General features: G+C 39.2%; 18 protein-coding genes. 1 reads left to right on the top strand and 17 read right to left on the bottom strand.

Annotation, left to right across the window (positions count from 1 at the left end; translation table 11 throughout):
• Positions 1 to 59 precede the first annotated feature (59 nt).
• The 8 genes from F8M42_RS04935 to F8M42_RS04900 form a co-directional block, all read right to left on the bottom strand.
• Positions 60 to 1,202, bottom strand: a complete 1,143-nt coding sequence (locus F8M42_RS04935; RefSeq protein ID WP_182188236.1) for an acyl-CoA dehydrogenase family protein — start codon at positions 1,200 to 1,202, stop codon at positions 60 to 62.
• A gap of 223 nt (positions 1,203 to 1,425) precedes the next feature.
• Complete coding sequence (locus F8M42_RS04930) at positions 1,426 to 1,710, bottom strand: ferredoxin family protein (RefSeq protein ID WP_268233960.1); 285 nt, start codon at positions 1,708 to 1,710, stop codon at positions 1,426 to 1,428.
• Positions 1,707 to 2,996 carry an FAD-dependent oxidoreductase gene (locus F8M42_RS04925; RefSeq protein WP_182188235.1) on the bottom strand — a complete coding sequence of 430 codons (1,290 nt, stop codon included), beginning with the start codon at positions 2,994 to 2,996 and terminating at the stop codon, positions 1,707 to 1,709. The genes F8M42_RS04930 and F8M42_RS04925 overlap by 4 nt, the downstream gene beginning before the upstream one ends.
• 18 nt (positions 2,997 to 3,014) lie before the next feature.
• Positions 3,015 to 4,004, bottom strand: coding sequence for an MBL fold metallo-hydrolase (locus F8M42_RS04920; protein WP_182188234.1), 990 nt, complete (start codon positions 4,002 to 4,004; stop codon positions 3,015 to 3,017).
• A gap of 99 nt (positions 4,005 to 4,103) precedes the next feature.
• Positions 4,104 to 5,657, bottom strand: coding sequence for an L-carnitine/gamma-butyrobetaine antiporter (gene caiT / locus F8M42_RS04915; protein ID WP_182188233.1), 1,554 nt, complete (start codon positions 5,655 to 5,657; stop codon positions 4,104 to 4,106).
• Positions 5,658 to 5,742: 85 nt separating this feature from the next.
• Positions 5,743 to 7,305 carry an AMP-binding protein gene (locus F8M42_RS04910; RefSeq protein WP_182188232.1) on the bottom strand — a complete coding sequence of 521 codons (1,563 nt, stop codon included), beginning with the start codon at positions 7,303 to 7,305 and terminating at the stop codon, positions 5,743 to 5,745.
• Positions 7,306 to 7,395: 90 nt separating this feature from the next.
• Positions 7,396 to 8,610 (bottom strand): L-carnitine CoA-transferase, encoded by a 1,215-nt coding sequence (gene caiB, locus F8M42_RS04905; RefSeq protein ID WP_196595191.1) that lies wholly within the window; start codon positions 8,608 to 8,610, stop codon positions 7,396 to 7,398.
• A gap of 516 nt (positions 8,611 to 9,126) precedes the next feature.
• Entirely contained in the window at positions 9,127 to 10,572 is a 1,446-nt protein-coding gene (locus F8M42_RS04900; RefSeq protein ID WP_182188231.1) for a sigma-54 interaction domain-containing protein, read from the bottom strand.
• A 388-nt stretch (positions 10,573 to 10,960) separates the two neighbouring features.
• Between F8M42_RS04900 and F8M42_RS04895 the strand changes: the two genes are divergently transcribed.
• Entirely contained in the window at positions 10,961 to 12,181 is a 1,221-nt protein-coding gene (locus tag F8M42_RS04895; protein ID WP_182188230.1) for an IS256 family transposase, read from the top strand.
• 104 nt (positions 12,182 to 12,285) lie between these two features.
• Here the strand turns inward: F8M42_RS04895 and F8M42_RS04890 are convergent, their stop codons facing one another.
• The 9 genes from F8M42_RS04890 to F8M42_RS04850 form a co-directional block, all read right to left on the bottom strand.
• Positions 12,286 to 13,527, bottom strand: coding sequence for an IS256 family transposase (locus F8M42_RS04890; RefSeq protein WP_182185656.1), 1,242 nt, complete (start codon positions 13,525 to 13,527; stop codon positions 12,286 to 12,288).
• 182 nt (positions 13,528 to 13,709) lie between these two features.
• Positions 13,710 to 13,928 (bottom strand): hypothetical protein, encoded by a 219-nt coding sequence (locus F8M42_RS04885; protein WP_182188229.1) that lies wholly within the window; start codon positions 13,926 to 13,928, stop codon positions 13,710 to 13,712.
• Between the two features lie 487 nt (positions 13,929 to 14,415).
• A complete protein-coding gene (locus F8M42_RS04880; protein ID WP_182188228.1) occupies positions 14,416 to 14,604 on the bottom strand; it encodes a hypothetical protein in 189 nt (62 codons plus the stop codon).
• Between the two features lie 339 nt (positions 14,605 to 14,943).
• Positions 14,944 to 15,138 (bottom strand): DUF4926 domain-containing protein, encoded by a 195-nt coding sequence (locus F8M42_RS04875; protein ID WP_182188227.1) that lies wholly within the window; start codon positions 15,136 to 15,138, stop codon positions 14,944 to 14,946.
• Between the two features lie 16 nt (positions 15,139 to 15,154).
• Entirely contained in the window at positions 15,155 to 15,676 is a 522-nt protein-coding gene (locus F8M42_RS04870; protein ID WP_182188226.1) for a DUF6883 domain-containing protein, read from the bottom strand.
• A gap of 130 nt (positions 15,677 to 15,806) precedes the next feature.
• Positions 15,807 to 16,199, bottom strand: a complete 393-nt coding sequence (locus F8M42_RS04865) for a hypothetical protein (RefSeq protein ID WP_182188225.1) — start codon at positions 16,197 to 16,199, stop codon at positions 15,807 to 15,809.
• Positions 16,196 to 17,479, bottom strand: coding sequence for a hypothetical protein (locus F8M42_RS04860; RefSeq protein WP_182188224.1), 1,284 nt, complete (start codon positions 17,477 to 17,479; stop codon positions 16,196 to 16,198). Before F8M42_RS04860 ends, F8M42_RS04865 begins: the two co-directional genes overlap by 4 nt.
• A 149-nt stretch (positions 17,480 to 17,628) precedes the next feature.
• Positions 17,629 to 18,159 (bottom strand): hypothetical protein, encoded by a 531-nt coding sequence (locus F8M42_RS04855; RefSeq protein WP_182188223.1) that lies wholly within the window; start codon positions 18,157 to 18,159, stop codon positions 17,629 to 17,631.
• A gap of 11 nt (positions 18,160 to 18,170) precedes the next feature.
• Complete coding sequence (locus F8M42_RS04850; protein ID WP_182188222.1) at positions 18,171 to 25,850, bottom strand: two-partner secretion domain-containing protein; 7,680 nt, start codon at positions 25,848 to 25,850, stop codon at positions 18,171 to 18,173.
• Positions 25,851 to 25,858 lie beyond the last annotated feature (8 nt).

The following is a 25,858-nucleotide window of genomic DNA, read 5'->3' as shown; positions in this document are numbered from 1 at the left end:
ATTTTAACTAATAATTCATGTAATTACTTTTTTAATATAACAACCTTATTAGTAAAATTTTATTTATATCTCTTCAAAACACTTTTGGCAATTGCAATAACCATCATTTCAGTACTGCCTCCAGCCATTCTATCACAACGAACATCTCTCCAAGCTCTTGCTATTCTATTTTCACTGGCAACGGCAATCCCCCCCATAATCTGCATAGCATCATCAATTATGCTGAAAGCTGCATCCAGACAAAAAAATTTGCATATACCAGCGTCTTCTCTTCCAAGAAGATTTTTATCGAACTTCCAACAGCTTTCATAAACCAAACTTCTCATGGCCGCAAGTTTAGATGACATATTAGCAATTTTCAACTGCATCAACTGGAATCTGCCTATTGTTTTACCAAATGCTTCTCTTTGATTAGCATATTTAACGGCATCTTCATATGCACAAAAGGCAAGTCCGTAATGATAAATCGGCTGAATCAATCTTTCCAAATTAAAATCAATTTTTAATTGGTCAAACCCCTTTCCTTCCGTTCCCAGCATATCTTTTTCTTCCAATTCATAGTCATCAAAAAACATTTCGCAACAGCTATTTGTTCTCAATCCCAATTTTCCATGCATTGGTACAATTTTTATACCGCTTTTATTTTTTAACGGTGCAAGCCACATTGTGTACTTTTCTCCTGTTTCCGCATCTCTAGTCAATAAAAGAGCATAAGAAGCTTCTCTAGCATCTGTAATGAATGTTTTCTGTCCATTTATATAAATCTTACCATTTTTTCTGGTATATGATGTTTGCAAGCTTCCTAAGTCCGAACCACCAGAAGGCTCCGTATAAGCTGCGCACAAAGGAACATTATCTCCTTTTTCAAAAACATCCCATAAAATTTTTCTTTGCTCCTGTGTACCATCACGTAAAGCTTCAAGCATATATTCCACTGTCCAAATTGGTGCGGCACAACCACCATTTCTCAATAAGGCTTCCCATGCAGCTGCAAAAGTCACCATTTCACCACCCATACCTCCACAACTTTCAGGCAATAAAAGATGAAAAAGTCCTGCATCTCTCAATACTCTATAAAATTTATCAGGGAATACATTATTCGCATCACACTCTGCAAAATACGGTTCCCAATTTTCACTTTGCATAATTTCAGTCATACTTGCCATCAACAATTCTTGTTCTTCAGTAAATTTGTAATCCATTATTTTTCCTCCTAAAAATTCTAAACGTATTGTAAAGTTAAATGTTGGAAATCCATCAACTCTTTCGGTACAATAGTTTTACCACAAACACCACACCTCCCTAAAAGGAACGAGTCTTCATGGCAAAATCATATCAGATTTACCATTCAAAATGCTACAACTGCCAAAACTTTTATTGTTATAGCAAAGGAAATCAAAAATATCTCTACCATGTATACGTACATCAACCCAGTCTATACTCTATCCCCATAGTTCCCAATGGAAATTCCCATTTAGAAACAACCTTTCCCATAGATAAAATACGACAAGTACCACATTCCAAGCAACCAGCATAATCAAAGGACAATGTTCCGTCATCGCTTAACTTATATAAACCAGCGGGACAAGCATTAACTAACTTCATCTTTTCCTGTATGTCAGAATGGGCGTTGTCAATTTCAATATGTGCATTATTTTCATCCACTAAATATTTATCAACACCAAGTTTTTCTTCTATCGACATATTCATAACGACACAGCTCCTTTCAAGGCATCTTTGATCAAATTCATAAATCCTACTGATTTTAAATTATTTTTTACTATTTTGTGCATTGGTTTTGATGGATTTCCATCGACAACAAACATTTCTCCCATAATATCCGTAATCATTTTAGGATAGTCATTAAAAATACGTGGATTTTCCATAAAGTCAGGAATTCCTTTATATGTTTTGAGATCTTTCATAACATAACTATCAGCCAATAATTGATCATAATACTTTAATTTTGTTTCAAAATAATCTCCCGTATTCTTTGCGTCAATAACGGTTTTTGCAGCTAATGCACCAGAGGTAATTGCCAAATCCATACCTCGTACCATATAGCCAACATTTATACAAAGCCCCGCAGCATCGCCGCAAATCAAATATCCGTTACCACTTAATTGGGGAACCATAGAAAGTCCAGCTTCTGGCACCACATGCCCGCTATATTCAACAAGTTTTCCGTCTCTTATTAGTGGAGCCACTAATGGATGTGATTCAAAAGCATTAATCATTTCCGTGACAGTTTTATTATTTTCTCCAATGTGCCCCAATCCAACAACTATCCCAATTGATATACTATCCATGTTCGTATAAAGGAAACCACCACCTGCTATACCATCAGTCGGTGCCCCTGCGAATAACCACGACAAACCTTCATTTCCTGTTAAACCGAAACGTTCTTCAATTACCTGAGAAGATAATGCATATGTCTCTTTCACTCCGATAGAAACCTGCGAAGGGATGATCCGCTTTTTTAGTCCTGTATTTTCAGCTAATAATGAATTAACTCCATCGGCTAAAATTACCACATCTGCCTCCATTTCATCGTCACCGCACCTTATCCCGCTTATACGGCCATCCTTCACAATCAATTCATCTACCCTAATTCCAGAGGCTGCCATAGCACCTGCTTCCTCTGCCTTACCAAATAACCAACGGTCAAATTTTCCACGCAAAACGACATATGAATCATGCCCCTGTTTTCCCAAACACGAAGAAGCATACTCAACAGTCATGGCACTGTCGTTTGTCATCATACTAATTCGTTCCTTAGCGACTTTTCTCTCAACCGGAGCCTCTTCTGCAAATCCAGGAATTATTTTTTCTAAACTATGTGTATAAAGCCGTCCTCCTGTTACATTTTTCGACCCACTGTAATTTCCACGTTCTATAATCAAAACGTTCAAGCCTTCTTTAGCCAAGACGTATGCGGCAGTTGAACCCGCCACACCTCCACCAACAATTATTGCATCAAATTTTTCTTCACTCATTTTCTCTTCCCCTTCAGACTAATTCAGCTTGCTGTAGTATACAATTCCATCATATAGCTCTTCCTTCAATACTCCCAAACAAACCAAGTGAACCAAATGAGACAACGCTTCACCTGTCGCAAACAACTTATGGATAATATTAAAATTTCCCCATGTTTGCCCGCGCAAATCCCACTGCATCTTACTTGCCACTTCCACACCGTTCATTTTGCTTTTACCTAAAATTGCCAGAATACTATTTAGTCTCTTTGCATGATGATCCTTAAGTTCGCCTATCCTACCATGAGTGTCAATAATTTTATTTCTATGTGCCGGGTAAGTCACATCAATTTCCAATTTATCTATTTTATCCAAATTAGCAAGATATTCTCCTAATAAATCCTTTTTACTCCTCCACGGAGAACTCCACACAGTGTTATTAGGAGTAATACCATCTAATATATGATCTCCAGAAAATAGAATTTTTCTCTTCTTATCATATAAACAAACATGTTCTGGAGCATGTCCGGTAGTCATTATAAACTGCAGTTTCCAATCGCCGAGATTAATTACATCCTTATCACGTATGATTATTATATTATCTTCACCTATTGTTTCTGGAGCATATTGTATCCCAGGATGAATGTCCAGCTCCATCATTGGTAGGCCACTTTGAACTACCATATCATTAAAATATCCATACAACACTTTATTTCCATATGAACCATTAAATGCATATGAAGTATAATTACTGCAGTATACCTTATTATTTACCCCTGATAAATACTTCACCAGACCACAATGATCACTATGCACATGCGTAATAAATAAGTCAAAACTGTTTTGGGGAATTCCAATTTCCATTATTCCCTTATTCATTGCTTCTTTGCACGTAGGCATATTAAAACCAGTATCTACAATCAGATTTCGTTTTTTGCCAAGTAATACATAAGAGTTAAGCTCTTTTAAAGGATTTCCCGGTAGCGGGACTCCGATACGATATAAGTCTTTATTTATTTGTTCCACCATTTTGAGAAACTCCTCATTACTTAAAATCAGATGACAAATTAAATATTTAAATATTTCACTACATTTAATTCAATAAATCATGCCAATAAAATCTTATGTTTACATCTTTTTATTTTTTAACAAATCATCTGTATTCACTTGCTCGTGATCTTCCCATCCCATTTTCTGCAATACTTTAAAGAAAGAAACCATCATAATAATGGTAATAAATATTAATGGAAATGAGCCAAGAACGCTCGCTGTTTTGACTGCCTTCAACGTACCCAAAAACGTCAGCGTTATTGCCACAAAACCTAACAGTAAAGCCCATATAACCCTTGTCCATTTAGCCGGATTTTCAGTATTATTTTTAGTAGTAACCATAGCAAGGGTAAAAGCAGCACCATTAAGAGACGTAGCTGCACAAATAAATGTTAAAATTCCTAGAATAGGGAATAATATAATTGCCCCCGGATAATGCTGCCAGCAAGCAACAATTGCAGCAGGTGCTCCGCCTGACTGCATAATAGCTCCAATGTCAACTACACCAGTTTTATTAAGAACCATATTGAAATTACCAAGAACCCAAAAAAAGATAAATGAGCCAAGAGAACCACCAACCATACTTGCAGTTACAAATTCACGCACCGTTCTTCCCTTAGACAGTCTGGCAAGAAACATTCCGTAAGTAATAGCATATGCAATAAACCAAGCCCAATAAAAAATAGTCCATTCTTGTGGAAATCCTGTTGCTGCATAAGGATCGGTATAAAAACTCATTCTAAAAATATTCTGCAAAAACATTCCAATACTGTCTGTCATTTGATTGAACATGAATGCTCTTGGCCCAACAATAATAAGATAAGCAATAACAAATATTGATATCCACATACGTATATCACTTAACCGTGAAACTCCTTTTTCCAATCCCAAATAAAGCGTAGTAGCAAAAAATATAGTCCAGCATAATACCAATATAATATCTAACATAATCGTATGAGGAATACCAAATAATGCATGAATACATTCTGCTACCAAAGGTGTGCCCAATCCCAAAGAAGTACCGACACCACATACAATGCTAAAAATAAAAAACACATCTATAGTTTTGCCCAACCAACCATTTACTCTATCACCGACTACACCATCACAAATTGTACTCGGCCGGACGACATCCTTTTTCAAAACAAAAAAATAATAGCCAAAAACCACACCCAGAACAGTATACATAGCCAGCGGTGTGACACCCCAATGCAATAGAACATAGGCTCCTGACCAATCATATGCTTGAACAGAAAAAGGAACAGCACCAAATGGTGGCGCACTAATGTAATAATAAAATTCTATTGAGGACCAATAAAGCAAACCTGCACTTGTAGTAGAAGTAGTCATCAATGCCCACCACGTAAAAGTTTTATATTCTGGTTTGCTACTCCCCATCCTCTTTGAAGAATATTTACCAAACGCAAAGTATAAAAAAAGAATAAAAAAACCAAATGTGTACAATTGATATAACCAACCGAATCCACCGGTCACAGTAGAAAATATTGTATTTAATATAGCATTTCCCACATCTTTATTAGAGACTAGTAATCCCGTTAATATAGCTATAAGCACCAATGGAACCCACAATAAAAATCGATCGATGTTGTTTTCTGTCTTAGAAGTAGTCATTATATTTTTTCCCCCTTTAAAGTATTTTATTGCTTTTTATATTCATTTTTGATTTTAAATATATCATGTAAATACTACTACACCGCTATTTAACATTTTTTAACGCATTTTTATTTATTTTTCCCATTGATGTCATTGGCAAATCATCACACAGTTCTATTATCTTAGGCACCTTAAAATAAGTCATTCTTTTACAACACCAGTCGATGATATCCTGCTTTGTCGAAAGACAACCTTTCTTCATAACTACAAATGCCTTAATTTCTTCACCGCTGATTTCATCTGGAACTCCAATAACCGCCACATTTTGTACATCAGGATAACTAAGTATGACATGTTCTACCTCAGCTGCCGCAACATTTTCTCCTCTCCGTTTAATAATATCCTTAATGCGTCCTGAGAAATAAACATAACCATCTTTATCATAGAACCCTATATCTCCAGTCTTCAGCCATCCTTCCGATGTAATAACAGCATTAGTCGATTTCGGATCACCATCATAACATTTCATCAAGCTCCTGCCTTTGATTCCTTTTACACATATTTCACCTTTTTTACCTGTTGGCACTTCCTTCCCATCACAGTCAACTATTTTTAATTGCCATGCAAAAAAGGGTTTACCAATAGATGGCCATCGTTTTTCTCCAAAAATAGGCTCACAAGTTATAGAACCTAATGCTTCACTTAATCCATACATACTTAACAGATAAGGTATATTAAACCTATTTTGAAATGTACTCTTTTCTTCAAGGGACAGATCCATAAAGTACCCCATAATTTGAAGATCATTTTCTTCTTCCAAGGGGAATGGGGATGTATTAAGTAATATTTTTATAATTGACGCCACAACCATTGCTACTGTGACATGATACTCCCGAACCTGTCTCCAATAATTTCTTGCACTGAATCTGCACGGCATAATGAGCATAGAACCATTAATCAAGGCACTCATAACGCCTACATAAAAAAAATCAACATGAAATATAGGCAATGTTATCATCATATGATCATTTGATCGTATAGCAAACTCATAAGTGGCTACCATTCCTGCAAAAATGGCATTGGCATGAGTCATTAGCACACTTTTAGGCCGTGATGTTGTACCTGATGTAAGTACAATCTCAAAATCATCTTCTGCACTAATATTTCTAATTTTTTTTAAAGTCGTTATTTGGTTTATATTCATTTTTCTAAGATTAACAATATTCGACCGATTTTCTCTCTTATCGGTATTAATAAATATTCTAATACCGGAAAAACATAACGGATTATCAACCACCCTATCTAAATTTTCCCCATTAGATATAAAAACACTTGTACCAGATTTATTTACTGAATAAGCTGTATCTTCCATCCCATATGCACAATTAATCATAACTGCCACAGCCCCAATAACAGCCAAACCGAAAATGCACATCAATGCTTCCGGACAATTGCCCATCTGCAGAGCAACTCTGTCTCCTTTTTTGATTCCCAAGTCAATAAATGAATTGGCCGTTTTATTAATTTCCATATAAAATTCTTGAAAGGTCCTGGTATGCTTTCTATTTAATTCATCCTCATAAATAAAAAACGTCCGTTTAGGAGTAAGCTGCACCCGTTCAAGCCATACATCTCTGAGATTTCTGTCGCCCATAAGATCAATCATATGAAAAACCTCTTTATCTTGTTCATAATCTTTTTCATATTTTTCTAAATCTTAGTTCTATAATTGTGATTTCTAATGAAATAATCTTAATTATTCATTACCGTTCGTTATCGTTCCTTTCTCATACAACCTTCTAATTTTTTCATCTGAATAACCTGCATCACGTAAAATAGATTCATTATCCGAACCATATCCCGGTTTACCCCGCCAAATCAGTCCAGGATTATTTGCAAATTTGGGGACTACATTAATACCCGTAAATTTTCCACGATCATCAGTATCCCACTTGATAAAATCCTCACGAAGCTTATAATGGGGATGATTTGCAATCTGTTTAAAATCCATAACACGGCTACAAGAAATGCCTCTGTCATTGAGCTCCATTTCCGATTCTTTAGCTGTTTTTCCTGCAAAATATTTATTTATTTTTTCCTCAATCAACTTTGCAGACACACTGTCCTTTTTTATTATTCCTATACCTTCAGGATAGTCCTCTGTCCCAATCAAATGACTTAGGCCTATCAATTCAAAAAGATTCGCTACAGCCCTCTTTCCCCATAATGCCATATAAACATATCCTTCTTTGCACTGATATACCCCATATCCAATGAACAAAGGATCACGATTCCCTGCTCTTGGATATACCTTTCCATAATTTAAATAATCGAGAATGTTACATGACATAGTAGCCAGCAAAGCCTCATACATAGCTAGGTCAATACTTTCACCTTTACCTGTTTTCTGGGCATTGTACACCCCAGCCAGACTAGACCCTAGAACAAAAAATGATGTAAAATAATCACCGGTATAAGGAAAAGCAGCTACCGGAGGCCGATCAGCAAAACCATTTTGATGAAGATATCCGCTAAATGCTTGAATTACACCATCATATGCGCCGCGTCCAATCATGTTATCTTCACCATATCGTCCAAAACCGGAAACATGAACGATTACTAATGACTTATTTGCCTCCCATAAATCATCATCAGAAATTCCATGGTTGGTAAATCCATTTCCCTTACCTGATTCAATAAAAATATCTGCATCTTTAATTAAATCCAATAATACTTTTTTACCTTCTTCAGAAAAAATGTTCAACGCTATACTACGTTGATTAACACGTTCTTGTTCCGAATAAAGCCCTGATCTCGCTGAATCTCCCCCAAAGGTGTTTTCTATCCAAATAACATTAGCTCCCCATTGAGCCATAATATGAGCCGCAAACGGCACAGCTGTCTCAATAGCCGAATATACCACCTTGAGACCTTGCAAATTCCCAAATTTTGGAATATCAATATTATTCAATTTTATCTTCTCCTAAAAAATATGCATTTTCATATAAAACATCATTACCGCACCACAAAAATTTTATGTAACTCTTAGAATCCAAATTACCATATTTATTAACAATAAATTTTAATGGCTACATTATTTATCACCCTTATCATTAATAAATTTTTATTATTCATAACAATTTCCCCTTTTCAGTTGATTCAATTTATTTTATGTATAAAACTAATTATATAAATTATTATGCAATTTTCATGCCAATTTATTTTATCATTCATACAATTTATATATTTTCTTTGTTTTACCTATATTTTTAGGTACTTAAAAGGATTAGTTATTTTTAAACTGCACATTATAAAAAACCGATTATGTAAAGTATTAACTTACGTACGTGTAAGCTAGCACCTTACATAATCGGTTTTCTTCACTAATTTTTGTAATCATCAATTATCATATCTTTGTGACTATATAAAAAATGATGTTGCTAATATAAATATATCAACCCTACTATTATTACGCTCTACAAATTTATTATTTAAAAGAACCGACTGAAATATTTTTATCAGCAATGAGCTGATACAAGTATTGACGAGAAATCCCCAAATAATCAGCAGTTTTTTTAATATTACCATTACAAGTTACCAAAGCGGATGAAACAACATATTTAGTAAATTTCATCTCATATTCCTTAAGTGCTATTGCACGCACCTCTTTAAAATTTTTTCCCAGACCAGTATCTTTTTTGTTCGATATATCACTAGCACTATTAGTTTGATTAAGAAAATAATTTGGCAAATGTGCTTTAGTGATGACATATTCATCATCATCAACCATATTCATAGAATGTTCAATAATATGTTGCAATTCCCGAACATTACCTGTCCATTCATATTGATTAAAAAGAGTTAAAACATCAGTACTAATTTTATTGATATTTTTATTATAAGCTAAATTATTATTATTAATGAATGAATCGCATAACACCGGAATATCCTCTTTCCGTTCTCTCAGAGGTGGTATTTCAATTGTAGTAACAGCTAAACGATAAAATAAATCCGGGCGCATTATTTTATTTTTGAAACACTCAGTTGGAGTAATATTCATTGCACTAATTATTCTTGCATTTATATTTATTTCATTATTAGAACCAACCCTGCGTATTTTTTTTTCATCTAAAGCTCGTAACAGCTTTGATTGTAATGCAAAATTCATAGAATTAATTTCATCCAAGAATATAGTTCCATTTTGTGCATCTTCTAAAAGTCCTTTTTTTTCAACAGCATCAGTAAAAGATCCTTTACTGGTACCGAAAAGAGTTCCCTCAAGCAAAGTATCCGGAATAGCACTGCAGTTAACCGCCACAAATGGGCCATCAGCATATGAACTATAATTGTGTATGCTCTGCGCAAACAATTCCTTACCAGTTCCAGTTTCACCATATATTAATACTGAAGCCGGTCTGATAGCAATTTTCTTTGCTTCATTAATAATCAATTGCATTCTGGGACTACCACAAAGTATATCTTCAAAAACATAATGTGCATTGTTACTTTGTTTATTTGTATTTATAACAGAAATATCTGCTTGATGTATACGGCTGATTCTATCTATAGCACCTCTTATACTTTTAAAAGGTTTTGCAATAGAAATTACTCCCCATACTTCCCCATTAGATATAATGGATGTAGAATCCATGACATCATAATATTGCTTTCCCGTACTTGATTTATATTCATAAAGCGCATTTTTTATTGGACGAGCCAGAAAAAGTGTCTTCAATAACACACTTTTATTATGATCCCTATTGTAATTATAAACTTCATTTACTTTTTTACCGATTATATCTTTAGGAGATATGGCCTCATAAGTTCCTGAAGCATAGACATAAACTCCATTTTTATCTATTATCTCTATAAGATATCCCGTTGATGCTAAATAATCTAATATCTTTGTATCAAAATTTGTTACATCAATCACTTTTTTCCCCTCTTATTCATCTAACAATAAAACTAAACTATTAATATTAACAATTATTTATAAAATTCAAAATAATTATTCTAGATTTTTGATGAGTCTATTATAATATATATGATCTAAATATATCAATGGTAATAAAAAATTAAGTAGTAATTATAAAACATCATTCAAACATGAGTAATGTATCGTGACATCCGATATGAAGCCTTTAGATGCCTAAAACGTAGACGTCTTCGAGGGTTTCAGAAATTTGCATGATCGCCATTAGCCTTATTAAAACGAGAAATGTATCCTCTCATGAATTGACAGGGAACTATCAAATCGGTAGTGTAAAATAGTTTGTGCTTTTGAAAAAAATCTGTAGAATGAAGATATGGAGGTCAAAAGCATGGGACTATTAACGAAAGAACAAATTCGGGAACTCATTAAAGAACGAAACATAAAGACAACTAGCGATATTTCGGCAATGCTCAAGGATTTATTTAGTGAAACGATGCAGGAAATGCTGGAAACTGAAATGGATACGACTCTGGGCTATGGTAAAAATGAAAACTCTGCCAAACAAACCGACAATCGCCGCAACGGTCATAGCAAGAAGACTGTGGTTAGTGAATATGGTGATACCGAATTGCTTATTCCTCGCGATCGCGAAGGCGAACATGAACCTTTAATCGTAAGAAAACATCAGAAAAATTTGACCGGCATTGAAGAACAGATCATTGCCTTATACAGCAAGGGAATGACAGTCAGAGATGTTCAAGATCACCTAAATCAACTATATGGCATTACCGTATCGCCAACTTTGATTTCCAACGTAACCAATAAGCTCATGCCCTTGATCAAGGAATGGCAAAGTCGGTCACTGGAGAAGACCTATGCTGTCGTTTTTTTGGATGCGATTCATTATAAAGTGCGTCAGGAAGGCGCCATTGTAAACAAGGCCTCCTACATGGTTATTGGCATTGATTTAGACGGACGTAAAGACGTTTTGGGAATGTGGATTGGCGAACATGAAACCTCAAAGTTTTGGCTAGTCGTATTAAATGAGTTGAAAAACCGCGGCGTACAGGATGTTCTCATTTGCTGCGTTGACAATCTGAAGGGATTTAACGAAGCTATTGGAGCTTGTTTCCCTGAGGCCGAAATTCAAAAATGCATTGTTCATCAAATTCGTAATTCCATTCGCTATGTATCCTACAAGGATGTGAAGAAAGTACTGGCCGATTTAAAGCCGGTCTATACGGCGGCGTCGGAGCCGCTGGCACTAGAATTCTTGGAAAGCTTTGAAACGATATGGGGCAATAAATACCCCTTGATCGTCAATTCTTGGCGAGCTAACTGGTCAGAACTATCGACCTTTTTCAAGTACCCACCGGAGATTCGGAAAATTATTTATACAACTAATATGATTGAAAGCTACCATCGGCAGCTTCGGAAAGTAACGAAGGGAAAAAGCATTTTCCCTAATGACGAATCACTGCAGAAGATGCTCTATCTAGCTACTATGGACGTTCTAAGAAAATGGACGGGCCGGGTTCAAAATTGGGGACAAATTCTGCTGCAATTATCCGTTTTTTTCCCCGATAAAGTAAAATCTGCTTTATCTTAATTAGGAAAAAAGCACAAAACTATTTACAGACCCATCAAATCATCTAAAGAAATAACGTCATAGCTATATTTTTAGGGATTGTCAAGTAAAGTGTGTAAATGATTTTAAGTTGAAGCCTGATATTTTTGTACCATGGTGCCGATCCGTTCGTCAATAACCAGCTGATTCATCACCATGGCCCAATTGCGAATGGAGTGACCGCGCCATTTTTGGTAAAGTTCCTTAATCCGTAAATAAAACACTTTAAAAATAGCTGTTTCATTGCTGAAAGCGCCCTGTTTCGTAACCTTGCGGAAGCTCGAGTTAACGCTTTCTATGGCATTGGTCGTGTACATAACCCGACGCACATCACTACCATAGTTAAAAAGCTGTTCCACGTGCCGAAAATTATCCTTCCACACGCGGATGGCACCAGGATATTTGCTCCACGCGTCACAGAACTGTTCAAATGCAGCTTGTGCTCCTTTCAGGTTGATGGCACCATAGATTTTCCTTAGCTGCGCTGTAAAGGCTTTGTAATCCTTACTGGGTACGTATTTCAGAGAGTTGCGGATGAGGTGTACAATGCAGCGCTGCACCACAACATTTTTGAAGATCGCTTTAGCGCCATCTTCAAGACCACTTACACCGTCCATAGAAATAAAGCCTATGTCCTGAACACCCCGGGATTTTATTTCATCGAACACCTGCATCCAGCGATGCTTGCTTTCTGTATCGCCCGTCCATAAGCCCAGTACATCTTTCCCGCCGTTTAGATCATACCCCAGAATAACGTAGACAGCCTGGTCAGAAACGCCCTGCTCCGTACGCATAGAAACGTATATGCAATCCACAAAGATAAAGGGATAAAAAGCTTTCAGCGGTCGATTCTGCCACTCATTCAATTCATCTAAGACACAATCTGTGATGTTGGAAATTTGTCCAGCTGATAGCTTGAATCCATAGATGTCGTCGATCGTCGATGAAATGTCACGCTGGCTCATGCCACGAGCATACATAGCAAGCACCTTGCCCTCAATCGAGGAAACATCGGTCTGCCGCTTCTGCACAACCTGCGGCTCAAAAGAACCGTCACGATCACGAGGGACATTAATCGGGACTTCACCTGCGGATGTTTTGAGAGTTTTATGGTTGTAGCCGTTGCGGCGATTGGCGGTTTCCTTTTCACCACGTTCATTGTTGTCATAGCCGAGATGATTTTCCATTTCACCATGCAGCATGGCCTCGAACATAGGCCCAAAAACATCTTTAAGCGCATTTTGCATATCTTCGACGTTTTTTGGCTTATATTCACTGATAATCGCTTTAGCCAGGGATTCGCCACGTGTGGGTTGTTTCTTTGACATAAATTTATTACCTCCGCATGTGTTTGACTTCCCCAACTGGGGTGTATATCTAAACTGTTTCTTTCCTATTTACACAGTTTATTATACACTCCCTATTTTTAAATTATTTCCATATGGTCTCCTAAGAATAGATTGTGCGCAGTTATGTAGTCAATGTAATTAGACTTTTGTAGTGACTGATATTACTCAAACCAATCAATATACCAGCTTTTATACTGGAAAAACCGCTCTATCTCCTCCATTGTCTCAAACCAATTATCAAAACCATCTCCACCAAAATCAGGTTTCTGTGATTGAATTACTAAATATCCGCCCGTATTTTCTTGATCATCTTTAATCCAAATATACCAACCCTTGTTTTTTCCATTTACTATTCTTCCTTTAGAATTAGCTAACGCCATCAATACCTACCCCCTTATTCAACCAACGGAATATGGTTATTAACCAGAATATTTCTTGCTTCATCTAGTATCTCCACATAAACATGAGGCACATTAGAAGCATGATTTCCTGCCAGCGAACTATTATCAATTCTAAATCTGTAAGTCTGATTACCAACTTGTTTTTCAAAAACCCCGCTTCCAGCTTTTCCAACTTCTTTATATCCCTGTTCTAAGAGCTTGTCTACTAAAACTAGCGCCTCATCAACTGTTACCCCAAACTTACTAGTAATATTCCCAGCATTTTTGCTAGCTCCTTCAAGTGTCTCGCCAATTACATCATCAACTCGGTTTAATTTTACAAAATTATTTGTCTCATGAGCAATAGCATTTCCAGCTTTACTCGACTCCGCAGTTACATCAATAACATGCCCGATATTTTCGGCTGTTTTTTCAACATCATATAATTCTTTTAATGCTTTACCAGCTTCCCCTGATTCGGGTATTATTAATATTGTATGCCGTCTTTTAAAACTTTTACTGCCTTGATGCCCGGTATTGCCGATAATGCTGCCAGTGCCGCTTCGCCTTTTTCTCCTTGAAAAGCATATAATAATGAATTGGCGCCTTCAGAAAATGATCCTATACCCGGGATAAAACCTGCTATATCCAATGCCTTGTGAACATTATCAGCCACGCTGGCTTTTGAATCATAGACAAAGGTTTTTATTATACTATTTCCCTGCGGAAATTCACCCCTGGATTATACAATGTCACTGAATAGTTTAGCCTTATTAATACTATTTAGTTTGTTTCCCACGAGTAGATCTGTAGAGATAATTGCGTCATTGATGCTACGACGGTACTGCCGTCACGCTAAGAGTATTTTAGGTGACCGACTGCAGAATTATGATTATGCAGTTAGATTATTAATGATGTACTTGACAAAAAACTATATGCTTTTTTAGTTTTTGGAATTTATCCTTCCGAATCTATTGTTTAGCAGTAAGATTCTCATTCTTACTTTCCCAAAAAACTACTCACCATCGACAAGTTCTAATTCTTTTCCAGGTATTGCAAACAATGCTATGGTGTTACCGCTACTATCTGAAAACTCAACTTCAAAATTTTCCCCATCATAATCTTCAAGAATAACCCCAATATCTCCAGTTTTTATACCTTCATCAATATATTTGTCAGCTAAAAGTCTTACTTTTTGAAATGGTTTCATATGTTTCCACATCCTTTTACTTGGTAAAACCGGAAAATGGTGTATTTAATGTTAATGAGCCATCTGGCCTTATCATCCAACCAGATTTAAAATAGCTAGTTTCACCCGCTGCATCACCAATTCCTGGTAATTCAATTTCTATATTGATTCTCTGCCCAAAGGAATCTGCTTTCCCAAGTGTATACTCACCTTTTGCAAATTTAGCTGCAGCTTGCTCATTATATATTTTTACTAACGTTTCAGAATCCTTTATCTCATATCCTAAATTTTTAAATACTACATCCTTTCCAGGTGCCGCGCCGTCTTTAAATATATACTCAGTAAATTTTCTTATGTCTGTGCTTACATTTGAAACAATATTACTCGACTCCGCAGTTACCTCAATAACATGCCCGGTATTTCCGGCTGTTTTTTCAACATCATATAATTCTTTTAATGCCTTACCAGCTTCCCCTGATTCAGGTATTATTTTAAGATATTGTATGCCGCCTTTTAAAACTTTTACTGCCTTGATGCCCGGTATTGCCGATAATGCCATTATATATGAAATTATTAAACATTAACTACCTAAAATACTATATAACATAGGAAATACCACCCATTAGTATGCCTGTACTATCAAGAAAAAGAAATAACAATATTAGGCGCTATCACCACGTTCAAAATGATCAATAATATATCATTAAGCCCAGCTGAACTGCGCATAATACACATATCAAAGAACATGCTATGACTAATTTTTGATGACGGTAAATAAAAAGTTTATCAGCAGAAATACCACCTTCCATATGCTGTAATCTGGCATAAATAACCCGGGAAATACCAACCATTAACAGACCCATACCGTAAATGAGGAAAAATAATAATGTGAAAATATCACCACGCCCAACAGTATCAATAAAAATAGGTACTAAAGAAGCTGCTAAATAACAAAAGAAATAACCACCAACATGACAAATCACATATGCTTTATTATTCTTATACTGTTTATCCAGTTTATGAAAAATACAGTCATAAACTCCCCATAACATAATTGCCCAAAGTATATAATTTATTATCATTTATTATTCTCCATTTTCTGCTTTTTCTGAGTATCAGTCTTTAATTCGTCGTTCTTGTATTTGTCCACTCCAGTTGATATTGCAACATCAATTGCTGTACTAAATGTAAAAGATATTCCACCTGAACCACTTATTAATAAGTCACTACCAGTTGATAAAGCAGCTCCAATTAGATCCGCTGCTTTCGCCTTTTTAAAATCATTACCACTATAGGTGTTCGAATCAGCAAACGCATCATAGAAAAGTTGAATAGGCGTACCTACTGAACCAAACACTTTTCCTAATACAAATTTTCCATTTTTCTCAACCATGTTACCATACATTGCATAAGGTAATGTTGCCATATCTGTTATGCCTTCTTCAATTATATTATTTCTAATTGATTCTCCATAATCAAATGATTTTATATTAGAATTAAAGCTGTCTGAGTAGGCTTGTGTTAAACCTATACCTGGCACTGTGTCATCATTTTTCGACATTATTATTGTCATGACATGGGTTTTTGCATCATCCATAAAACCTACTATTCTTCCTTCGGGATCAATATAATATGCGACACCGTACTGAGTAAATGCATCATGATCTGCACCAGTTCCTAGTTTATTATCTATTTCCTGCCAATTTTCTTGCAATATCTGTAATTTTTTATTTTTTTCGTCATCTGTCAAAGTTTTATCATTTTTTATTAATTTTCTTAAATCTACATATAATTTTGCCATTCCATGGCTGAGCCAGTTATTTTTTGTTTCACTGGCTGCTGCACCCGCTCCCGCCGCTGCACTGCCACCAGTTACCTTCGCAGCTGCGGCTCCTACAGCTGCGCTTGCCCATTGCATAACAGCCGGGTCTCTTATTTCCCCCAGTTCTTTGATAATCACTTCATTGATGCCGGCTCCTGCCGCTCCTGCGACAAAACTGCTGCCACCGAGCTTACTCATTATACCGCCGGCAAAAGCATCAAGTGCTGTCTTTTCCGGACTGCCGTCTTTTAATCCAAGGTCGCCTATTGTCTTAAATATTTCTTCACCAAAGAGTTTTGCCAGTTCTTGTTTTTCCAGAATTTTATCTTTGTCAAAGATTTTGTCCAGCTTGTTTAAAGCGTCTTTTGTATCACGGCTGAGGCCGGATATGTCCTGTCCGGGGTTGCTTCTTATGTCTATGGTTCCCGGTGCTATGGCCGACTTGGTCGTGCCAGCGGCATTGCCCTTTGCTTCTACTCCTATATCCGGGGTCAATCCTTTGTCTTTTGTCTTGACATCTTTTCCGGCGCTATAGTTCACTCCGGTGTTTTTCGAGTCGTAGCTTGCTTTATTATCTATGTTCGAGTAAGTCAGAGTAGCGTATGATCATAGGTCAGCGAATTTTTACGTCCGCTGGCCTCTCTCTTTGATATTGCGATAAAAGTACATTTCACCATGTTTCAGCAATATTATATTTGCAATTGACTACTTATTACTTCACCATTTACTAGAGAAATATCATAATCTACTCCCTCAATAGTCACTTTTACATAATCTTCATACAAGGAAAAATCACTTATTATATCGCTATCATAATTCCAAACTTTATCACCTGTAATAGTCATACATTGTATACCTAACTCGCAAATAACAACTATTTTTTCTTCATTTTCCCTGACTATTAGATCAAAAATCAAGGAATCACTTATTATATTTTTAAATTCAGCGTTCACCTTTAAATCCAAAATATAGAGCGATTTATCTGATGCTACGATTAATATATCTGATTTCTTTAATTTAGCCACTGTTGGTATTATTCCGTGTCCTTCATTTAATATACCTATCATTCTTTTTACATTATTCGCTATGCATTCAATTATGTAAAAATTATTCTTCACCTGAACATTATTTCCCACAATAATGCCGTTATTAGCCCCGATATATTCTTTTAATCCCGATTCTGAATCTATTTCATATAATTTTAGTTCAGCCTTATCCATAATGACTCTCATTATTTACCTCCAAATAAAGTAGCTGTGATCAATTTTGATCCATCCCAAACAGATTCTACTTTGATTACCCCGTTGGGTCCAGAAAGCAATGATTCTCTAACGACCCTTCCATTTTCTTGAGTCTTAAGAATACTTGCTGGATTATTAAAAGCCTCTATTAAATTCTTTTCCACCAGTTGTCTGCCCTCTGCATTGTTAAAAATTCCAATACTATTTAATTGCCTTTCCATTGCTATTGAACGATCAATATTATGCTTTGACCCTGTTGCATTTCCAAAAATGTAATCAAGTTTTCTTCCTAATTCAGCTTTACCCGACCCCTCAATAACATGCCCGGTATTTCCGGCTGTTTTTTCAACATCATATAATTCTTTTAATGCCTTACCAGCTTCCCCTGATTCGGGTATTATTTTAAGATATTGTATGCCGTCTTTTAAAACTTTTACTGCCTTGATGCCCGGTATTGCCGATAATGCTGCCAGTGCCGCTTCGCCTTTTTCTCCTTGAAAAGCATATAATAATGAATTGGCGCCTTCAGAAAATGATCCTATACCCGGGATAAAACCTGCTATATCCAGTGCCTTGTGAACATTATCAGCCATGCTGGCTTTTGAATCATAGACAAAGGTTTTTATTATACTATTTTCCTGCTGCGGTATTAATCTCCTATCAGATATATTACTTAATATATTGCCGTCTTTATATATTAAACCAGCTATCTGATCCGTTGTTAACCCCATATTGATGAGTGTTCCCGGATATTCAGCTGGATAATTATTCTGGTATTCGCCTCCCCTATATTCATATAAATATTTATTTACTGTGTAATTCATATCAAGCGGGTTATGTCCATAATAATAGCTTCCGTTATATGAATATTTTAAAATGCCTATAGTCATATAGTCTTTCCAATTATATGATGCGAAAGCAAAACTAAAACATTCGTTGTTGCTATCTTTATATCTATTAAAAAAATCTTTTGTATTTTGCTTTATATCAAGTTCAATATAACTTTTTAATAAGGCAGCTATTTGTCGTTCTTTATCTTTCTCGGGTGCAGATGAATGCAAAATATCATCCAATTTTTTATTTAATCTTTGGACATCCTCATGGCTGAGCCAGTTATTTTTTGTTTCACTGGCTGCTGCACCCGCTCCCGCCGCTGCACTGCCACCAGTTACCTTCGCAGCTGCGGCTCCTACAGCTGCGCTTGCCCATTGCATAACAGCCGGGTCTTTTATTTTCCCCAGTTCTTTGATAATCACTTCATTGATGCCGGCTCCTGCCGCTCCTGCGACAAAACTGCTGCCACCGAGCTTACTCATTATACCGCCGGCAAAAGCATCAAGTGCTGTCTTTTCCGGACTGCCGTCTTTTAATCCAAGGTCGCCTATTGTCTTAAATATTTCTTCACCAAAGAGTTTTGCCAGTTCTTGTTTTTCCAGAATTTTATCTTTGTCAAAGATTTTGCCCAGCTTGTTTAAAGCGTCTTTTGTATCACGGCTGAGGCCGGATATGTCCTGTCCGGGGTTGCTTCTTATATCTATAGTTCCTGGTGCTATGTCCGACTTGGTCGTGCCAGCGGCATTGCCCTTTGCTTCTACTCCTATATCCGGGGTAAGGCCCTTGTCCTTTGTCCTGACATCTTTTCCGGTGTTATAGTTCACTCCGGTGTTCTTCGAGTCATAGCTTGCTTTATTATCTATGTCCGAATAGGTCAGGGTATCGGTGCTCAGCTTGTTTTTGTCCGGCACCGCATCGCTGTCGATGACCGCACCCTTAAGGTCGGTATTCTTGCCAACAGTAATATCGAAGCCGTCTTTTCCGGCATAGATACCGGACTGGTCTGCAGTGCTTTGGTAATCGGAGTCTATTTTGCCTTTGTCTGCCGAGGCATTAGTACCGCCCGTTGCTATAGCTATACCTGAGGAGCTGTTGTGCTCATTATAGTCATCCGCATCCTGCAGTGATTTTATAGCAAGGTCACGGCCGACATTCATCTCTACTTTGCCACCGCTGGCTTTGGCGCCGGTGATGGTGGTATCCTCACCCGAGTTCGTTTTCAGGGTATCTCCTGCCGTCACTTCGGTATTGGTGTAGGCAGTGGTATTTTCCCGTGTTGCCGAGCTGTTTTTTTCCAGCCGGGCATTGTAGCTGACGCCGCCGGCAAGTCCGATAGAGGCTCCTATACTGCTCGAAGCAGAGCTTGCTGTGCTGTCTGTCTTATTGCTGTTTTGGGCTGCTGTCAGATTGATATCCCGTTTCGCATCCAGGGTAATGTTGTTTCCTGCTACGGTGCTGCCTTTTATATTGATATCAGTCTTATTGGCCGTTATGCTGACGTCTTTGGCCGCGCTGATACTACTGCCCTTGGCTTCTATGTCCGTACTGGTGCTGTGGCTTTCGCTCTTGGCTGTACCAAGGCTTACGTCAATGCTGATGGCTGACTTTATGCCTTTTTTGTTTATGTCCTTTATTGTATCTTTGGCATCTTTGATCTGGTCATAGGCCTTTTTAGCATACAGGGCTTTCAGGCGGTCATCTTCTACCTGTCCGATGCGCTGCACCGGTGCGGTGATATCGTCTGCAGTTTTTACTGCCTGTCCGCCAATAGATACGGTCAGTCCGCTTTTTTTGTATTCGTGGTCTTCTTTACTTTTATATACGTTATCGGTGTTTTGTATATCCACCTGTCCGGCTGTTATATTGATGTCTTTACCGGCCATGATGTCACTGCCTTTTACGGCTGCCTTACTGCCAGCCGCTATATCAACACTGCCGCCGATACTGCCCACAGTGGCTGCTATCTGCTCGGTGTCAGTGTTTTGCAGTTTGTCCTTGGCACTTTCTTTACCGATGGTAAAGCCCAGCCCGCCGCCTGAGAGCAGACCGGATTTTTTGACGGATCGGTAGTAGGTACTGCCGCTTTGTTCTTCAGCAGAGATAATATTGATATCTCCGCCTGCCTTTAAGCTGACATCATTATCGGCAACAGCACTGGAACCTGTTATATTGATGTCTTTGTCGGCCAGACCGGCTATATCCTTACCTTCAATACTGCTTTTTACTACATCATCCGATGATTTGTAATCATATATATCTGTCGTTTTCGATGCTAGAAAGCCTTTATCTTTTTTGTGCAGTTCATAAATGCTTTCATGGTGCCCGGTATCATTTACCAGATTGATATTTCCCTGTGCGGCAAGGCTCACAGCACCTTTATCGCTGGTAATAGCCGAGCCTTTGATATCCACACTGCCGCCCGACTTTATTGCAATGTCGCCTGCCGCACTGACAGCTGCACCGACAACGGTTTCATCGTCGTGCTTTTGGCGGGCAAAGTAGCTTCCCCCTCTGCTGCCTACGGCTATGTCGGATTCATTGTCATCTTTGGCATCGGTTATATCGATATCCTTTTTGGCAGTCACAGCAGCTTTGCCGCCGGCATCAAGCGAGGATGCTTTTAGCGTCACTTTGGTGCCTGTTATGCTGATATCTCCGCCGGCAGCTATATTGCTGCCAAAGCTTTCAACGCTGCTGAGTTCGGCACTTGATGAGCCGTAAGCCACTGCTACATGCTGCTTTTGGGATATATTTTCTATGTTGATATCCTTTTGGGCAGTGAGTACCAGCCCTTGTCCGGCTGCAAGCGTGCCGCCTTTATCCTCTATGGATGCCGCAGCGGAAAGGTTCAGGTCTTTGGCAGCGTTTATCGAGGCAGTACTGCCGAGCACAGTCTGGCTGAGCTGTCTGTACTGAGTAGTTACTGTACGGGTGTTATTTATTATGTTTTGTGCCGCTATGGATACATTCTGTCCATTTATTACGGCACCGCTGTTTTCAACATCACCATCGGCTTTGATAGCTATATCGCCACCGACGACCACGGCATTTTTATTTTCAAGGCTGCCGCTTTTTATGGTGAGATCTTTATCAGCCTTGATCGTGCCGATATTTTGAAGGTCTTTGGGACTTATCAGTGTCACATCTGTACCGGTTATGAGGGCACCGCTTTGTCTGAGGTCACCGTTTTTCAGTGAGGAGAGGTATACCTTCGGCACCAGCACATCTTGTCCGTTGATGTTTTCTTTTACCAGCCAGACGATGTCACAGGTCAGTTCTGCCATTTGTTCCTTGCTGAGAGCTACCCCGGTGGTAAGGTCATATTTTTGGGCGAAGGCGGCACCGTTATCCATGAGAGCCTTATATTGGTCGAGAGCCGAGCTGTAGTTGTCCAGATATCTGCGTCCGGTAAGTCCGGTTATCTGATCTGTAACAAGTTTTTGTTCATAGTAGCCATCGCCGAGTCTTTTCATTACCTTTTCGGGGTCATTTTTGATTCTTTGCAATAGGTAATCGCTCGATAAAAAGCTGTGATAGTCGGCAAACCGGGGATTGGTTTCAATGAGGTATTTGGCTGAGGGATCTTTATTGATACAGAATCTGTAACTGTCGGTTCCGGCATACTGGATCAGGCGTGCATCAATAAGGGTGCGGTCAGCACTGGCAGTGGCAGCGGCCGGCCTTTGCGTTATCTCATTTTTACCGGCGTCATAGGTTATATTTTTTATTTGCGGCGCAGTTATATTTACCCTGGCACCGCCACTCAGTATTCCGGCACGCTGGGTGGTTTCATCGGTTATATTCTGGTCATAGTAAGGAACGACAGTAGTTCCATAAACCCAGTGGCTGTGCTTCCACCAGCGGCCTTTCTTTTTGTATTTCCAGTTCTGGTAGTCATTTCCTGTGTCAGTTGCGATAATGGTGCCCTGATAACCGAGGTTTTCCAGAGAATCAGCAGCATTGACGGCAAGATCGGTGCCTGCCGTTATTTCGCTGTAATGGTTGACAAGTTTATTTACTGTGACAGCCACATTTTTATCCGCCGTTATATGGGCAGTCGGTGTTTCTTTTTCTATTGTACCGGTTTTTATTTCCCGATCAAAGCGGCGTGAGGCGCTGTAATAGTTGCCATTCCAATGGGCAATGCCGTAAGAGATATCCTGATGGGTAATCGTCCAGTCAGTATCGAATGCTGTTTTTTCATTGGTAAGTCTGCCGGCTGTTATATACAGGTTTTGTCCGCTTTCGATATCTGATGAGCTGTTTAAAAGATAATCGGATGCAGCTATGTTCATGTCGCTGCTGCCGTAGATCACCGAGCTGTCGGTATTTTCCAGTATGCCGGTACTAAGTCCTGTCTGTCCGCCGGCGGCCAGCAACGATGTTTTATTCAGCAGTGCCGCAGCTTTTATTGTCAGGTCTTTATCAGCGTATATGGCTGTATTTTGATTTTTGATACTGCCAAGAGCCGTGAGGGACACGGATTCTTTTGCTGCCAGATTGGTATTGGTGTTGTTGATGACTCCGGCTGATGCTGTCAATCTGCCGCCAGCTGTTATCTCGGCACCGGTGCCGGTCAGTGAGGCGGCCTGAAGGTCTGCATCTTTACCGGCCTTTACTACCGAATCATCATTTACCAGACTTTTTCCGGCAGTCAAAAGGAGATTTTCATCGCTGTATATAGCCGCTTTATCGGTATTATCAATAGTTTGTGCGGTCATTGTGCTATCGGCACCGCCATGAATGACAGCCGAGTTGTTTTTTATACTTTCGGCAGCAGTTATTGACAAGGTGCCACCACCGGTTATGACGGCTGATTTTTCGTTGGTCAGGTTGTCGGCATGCAGCTGCATGTCTTGATCGGCGGCCAGTTTACCGCTATTGTACAAAATTCCACCGGCAGTCAGTTCCAGACTGTTTGACCATAATTCTGAGGCATCATTGGTAAAGTTTTTTGTCTGTATGATAAGTTTATTCGTAGTATCGGCATCAAGCCCTTCACCTTGGATAAGAATATCAGCCGAAGGTGCTGCGAAGTCTACGTGCCCGGCACGGTTTTGCACAGGTGCTGCCGCCAGTACAGCGCTGGCCGTATTGATATAACCGCCGCCATTTATGGCAATACCGTTAGGATTGGCAATGACCAGATCGGCTTTTTGTCCGGCTATTTCCATATAACCGTTTAATCGGGTCGGTCGAGTACCTGTCACTTCATTTAGTATTGTCCGGGCCGCAACAGTTCCGAGTCGAAAGTTGCGGTCGATATATCCACCCAGCCGAGTGGCAGTATAACCGATCGCGTTATTGAAGATCAAGCCGCGCGATCCGACATTGAAATCGGTATAAAGATTTCTTGATACTCCGCTGCCGTCGGCTGTTGCTATCTGTATAAGGTCTATTCCATCGGCAGCTTTGTCTGCTATAGGTTTATACTGTTCCGGAGCGTCCTGGTCAGCCACCAGCGGTAAAACATCCTGCTTATCTTGTTTTTTTGTCGTGGTAACATTGGCATAATCAGGAATATCTGCTGTTCCCGGTGCTCCAGGGGTGATGTCGTTGACAATCTTCTTTTCTGGTGCTTCGGTCTGCACCGGAGCTTGCGGTACCGGTTTTTCCGGCGGTTGCACGGGATCCGGATCGGTTTCATTTACTGTTACTTGTGCTGCATCCGTGTTTTGTATGTTATATTTTATCTTTTTTCCCGCCAGGGTTATATTCCGGGATGCTTTAAGGATACCGTCCGAGTTGATATTGGCCCCGGCCTTTACTGATATGTCGGCCGGAAGTGCCGCCGGGCTGTCGGTCTCGTCATCATCATCTTGTGCCTGTCCGGCAGCAATATAGCCGGTGTTTTTTGTCATGCCGCCGGATGTGACAGTGACATCGCCTCCGGCGCTTATCTGCCCGGCGTTGGTCACATCATCTGCGGCAGTGGTACTTACTTTGCCGGCAGCTGCCACATCGCCCTGCACAGACAGCATGCCGCTGCTTGATATGGACAGGTCACCTTTTGAGTACAGCTGGCCGTCTACATTGACACCAAGACCTTTACTTGTCCCTTGCAGCATTATGCGTCCGGCATACATTCCGCCGACGGCACTGATATCCAGTGATACACCGGAGTCTGCTGCACCAGGCAGTGTTCTCGTCTGCAATGTGTTATAGTCTATAAGATTGCTGCCGGTCACGACGTTCAGATCGTTTTTTGCCCACAGCTGCGCATTTATTTTGGCCGCACCGGTCAGGATATCAAGTTTATCCGGTGCGTTTTCACTTTTTAGTCCGTCACCGTCGACAGCAATGTCACCGCCTGTGACCTGAATGCCCGACAGACTGCCATCCTTATCCAGCTGTGGACGTCCCGTCGTAAGCACTGCCCTGCCGGTATTGATAAAACCAAAGCCGCTGCCGCTGATGCCGTTGGGATTGGCGATAATGACATCGGCCCGCGTCCCTGCCACTTCAATGAGTCCGTTCAGGTTGGTGCGATTTGTTCCAGTCACTTCGTTGATAATTATAGTCGCCGGAGCTTTAAGCCTGGCGTTGCCTGCTATTTGTCCGGCAAGTACCGTATTGATCGGTTGCAGGGAATTGTTCAAAATAATGCCATTTTTATCCACACTGAAATCACTGTACAGATTATGTGATATTCCTTTGTCATTTGCCGTAGCAATGTCGATGACCGGGACCGTACCGGGATTTACCATCGGTTGATGTGCAGTATCTGCCGAAGCATCGGCTATAGCAGCTGCCGCGGCCAGGGGACTTTGCAGTGTCATTGCAGCCAGAAGCAGGGCAGCTATGCTTTTTCTTATTTTCATCCTTGTTTTTTTCATTTTTTACT

Source organism: Pectinatus frisingensis, from assembly GCF_014076555.1.
Lineage (GTDB): Bacteria > Bacillota > Negativicutes > Selenomonadales > Selenomonadaceae > Pectinatus > Pectinatus frisingensis.
The sequence above is the reverse complement of the archived record's forward strand: the minus strand, read 5'-3'. Positions and strand labels throughout refer to the sequence as shown.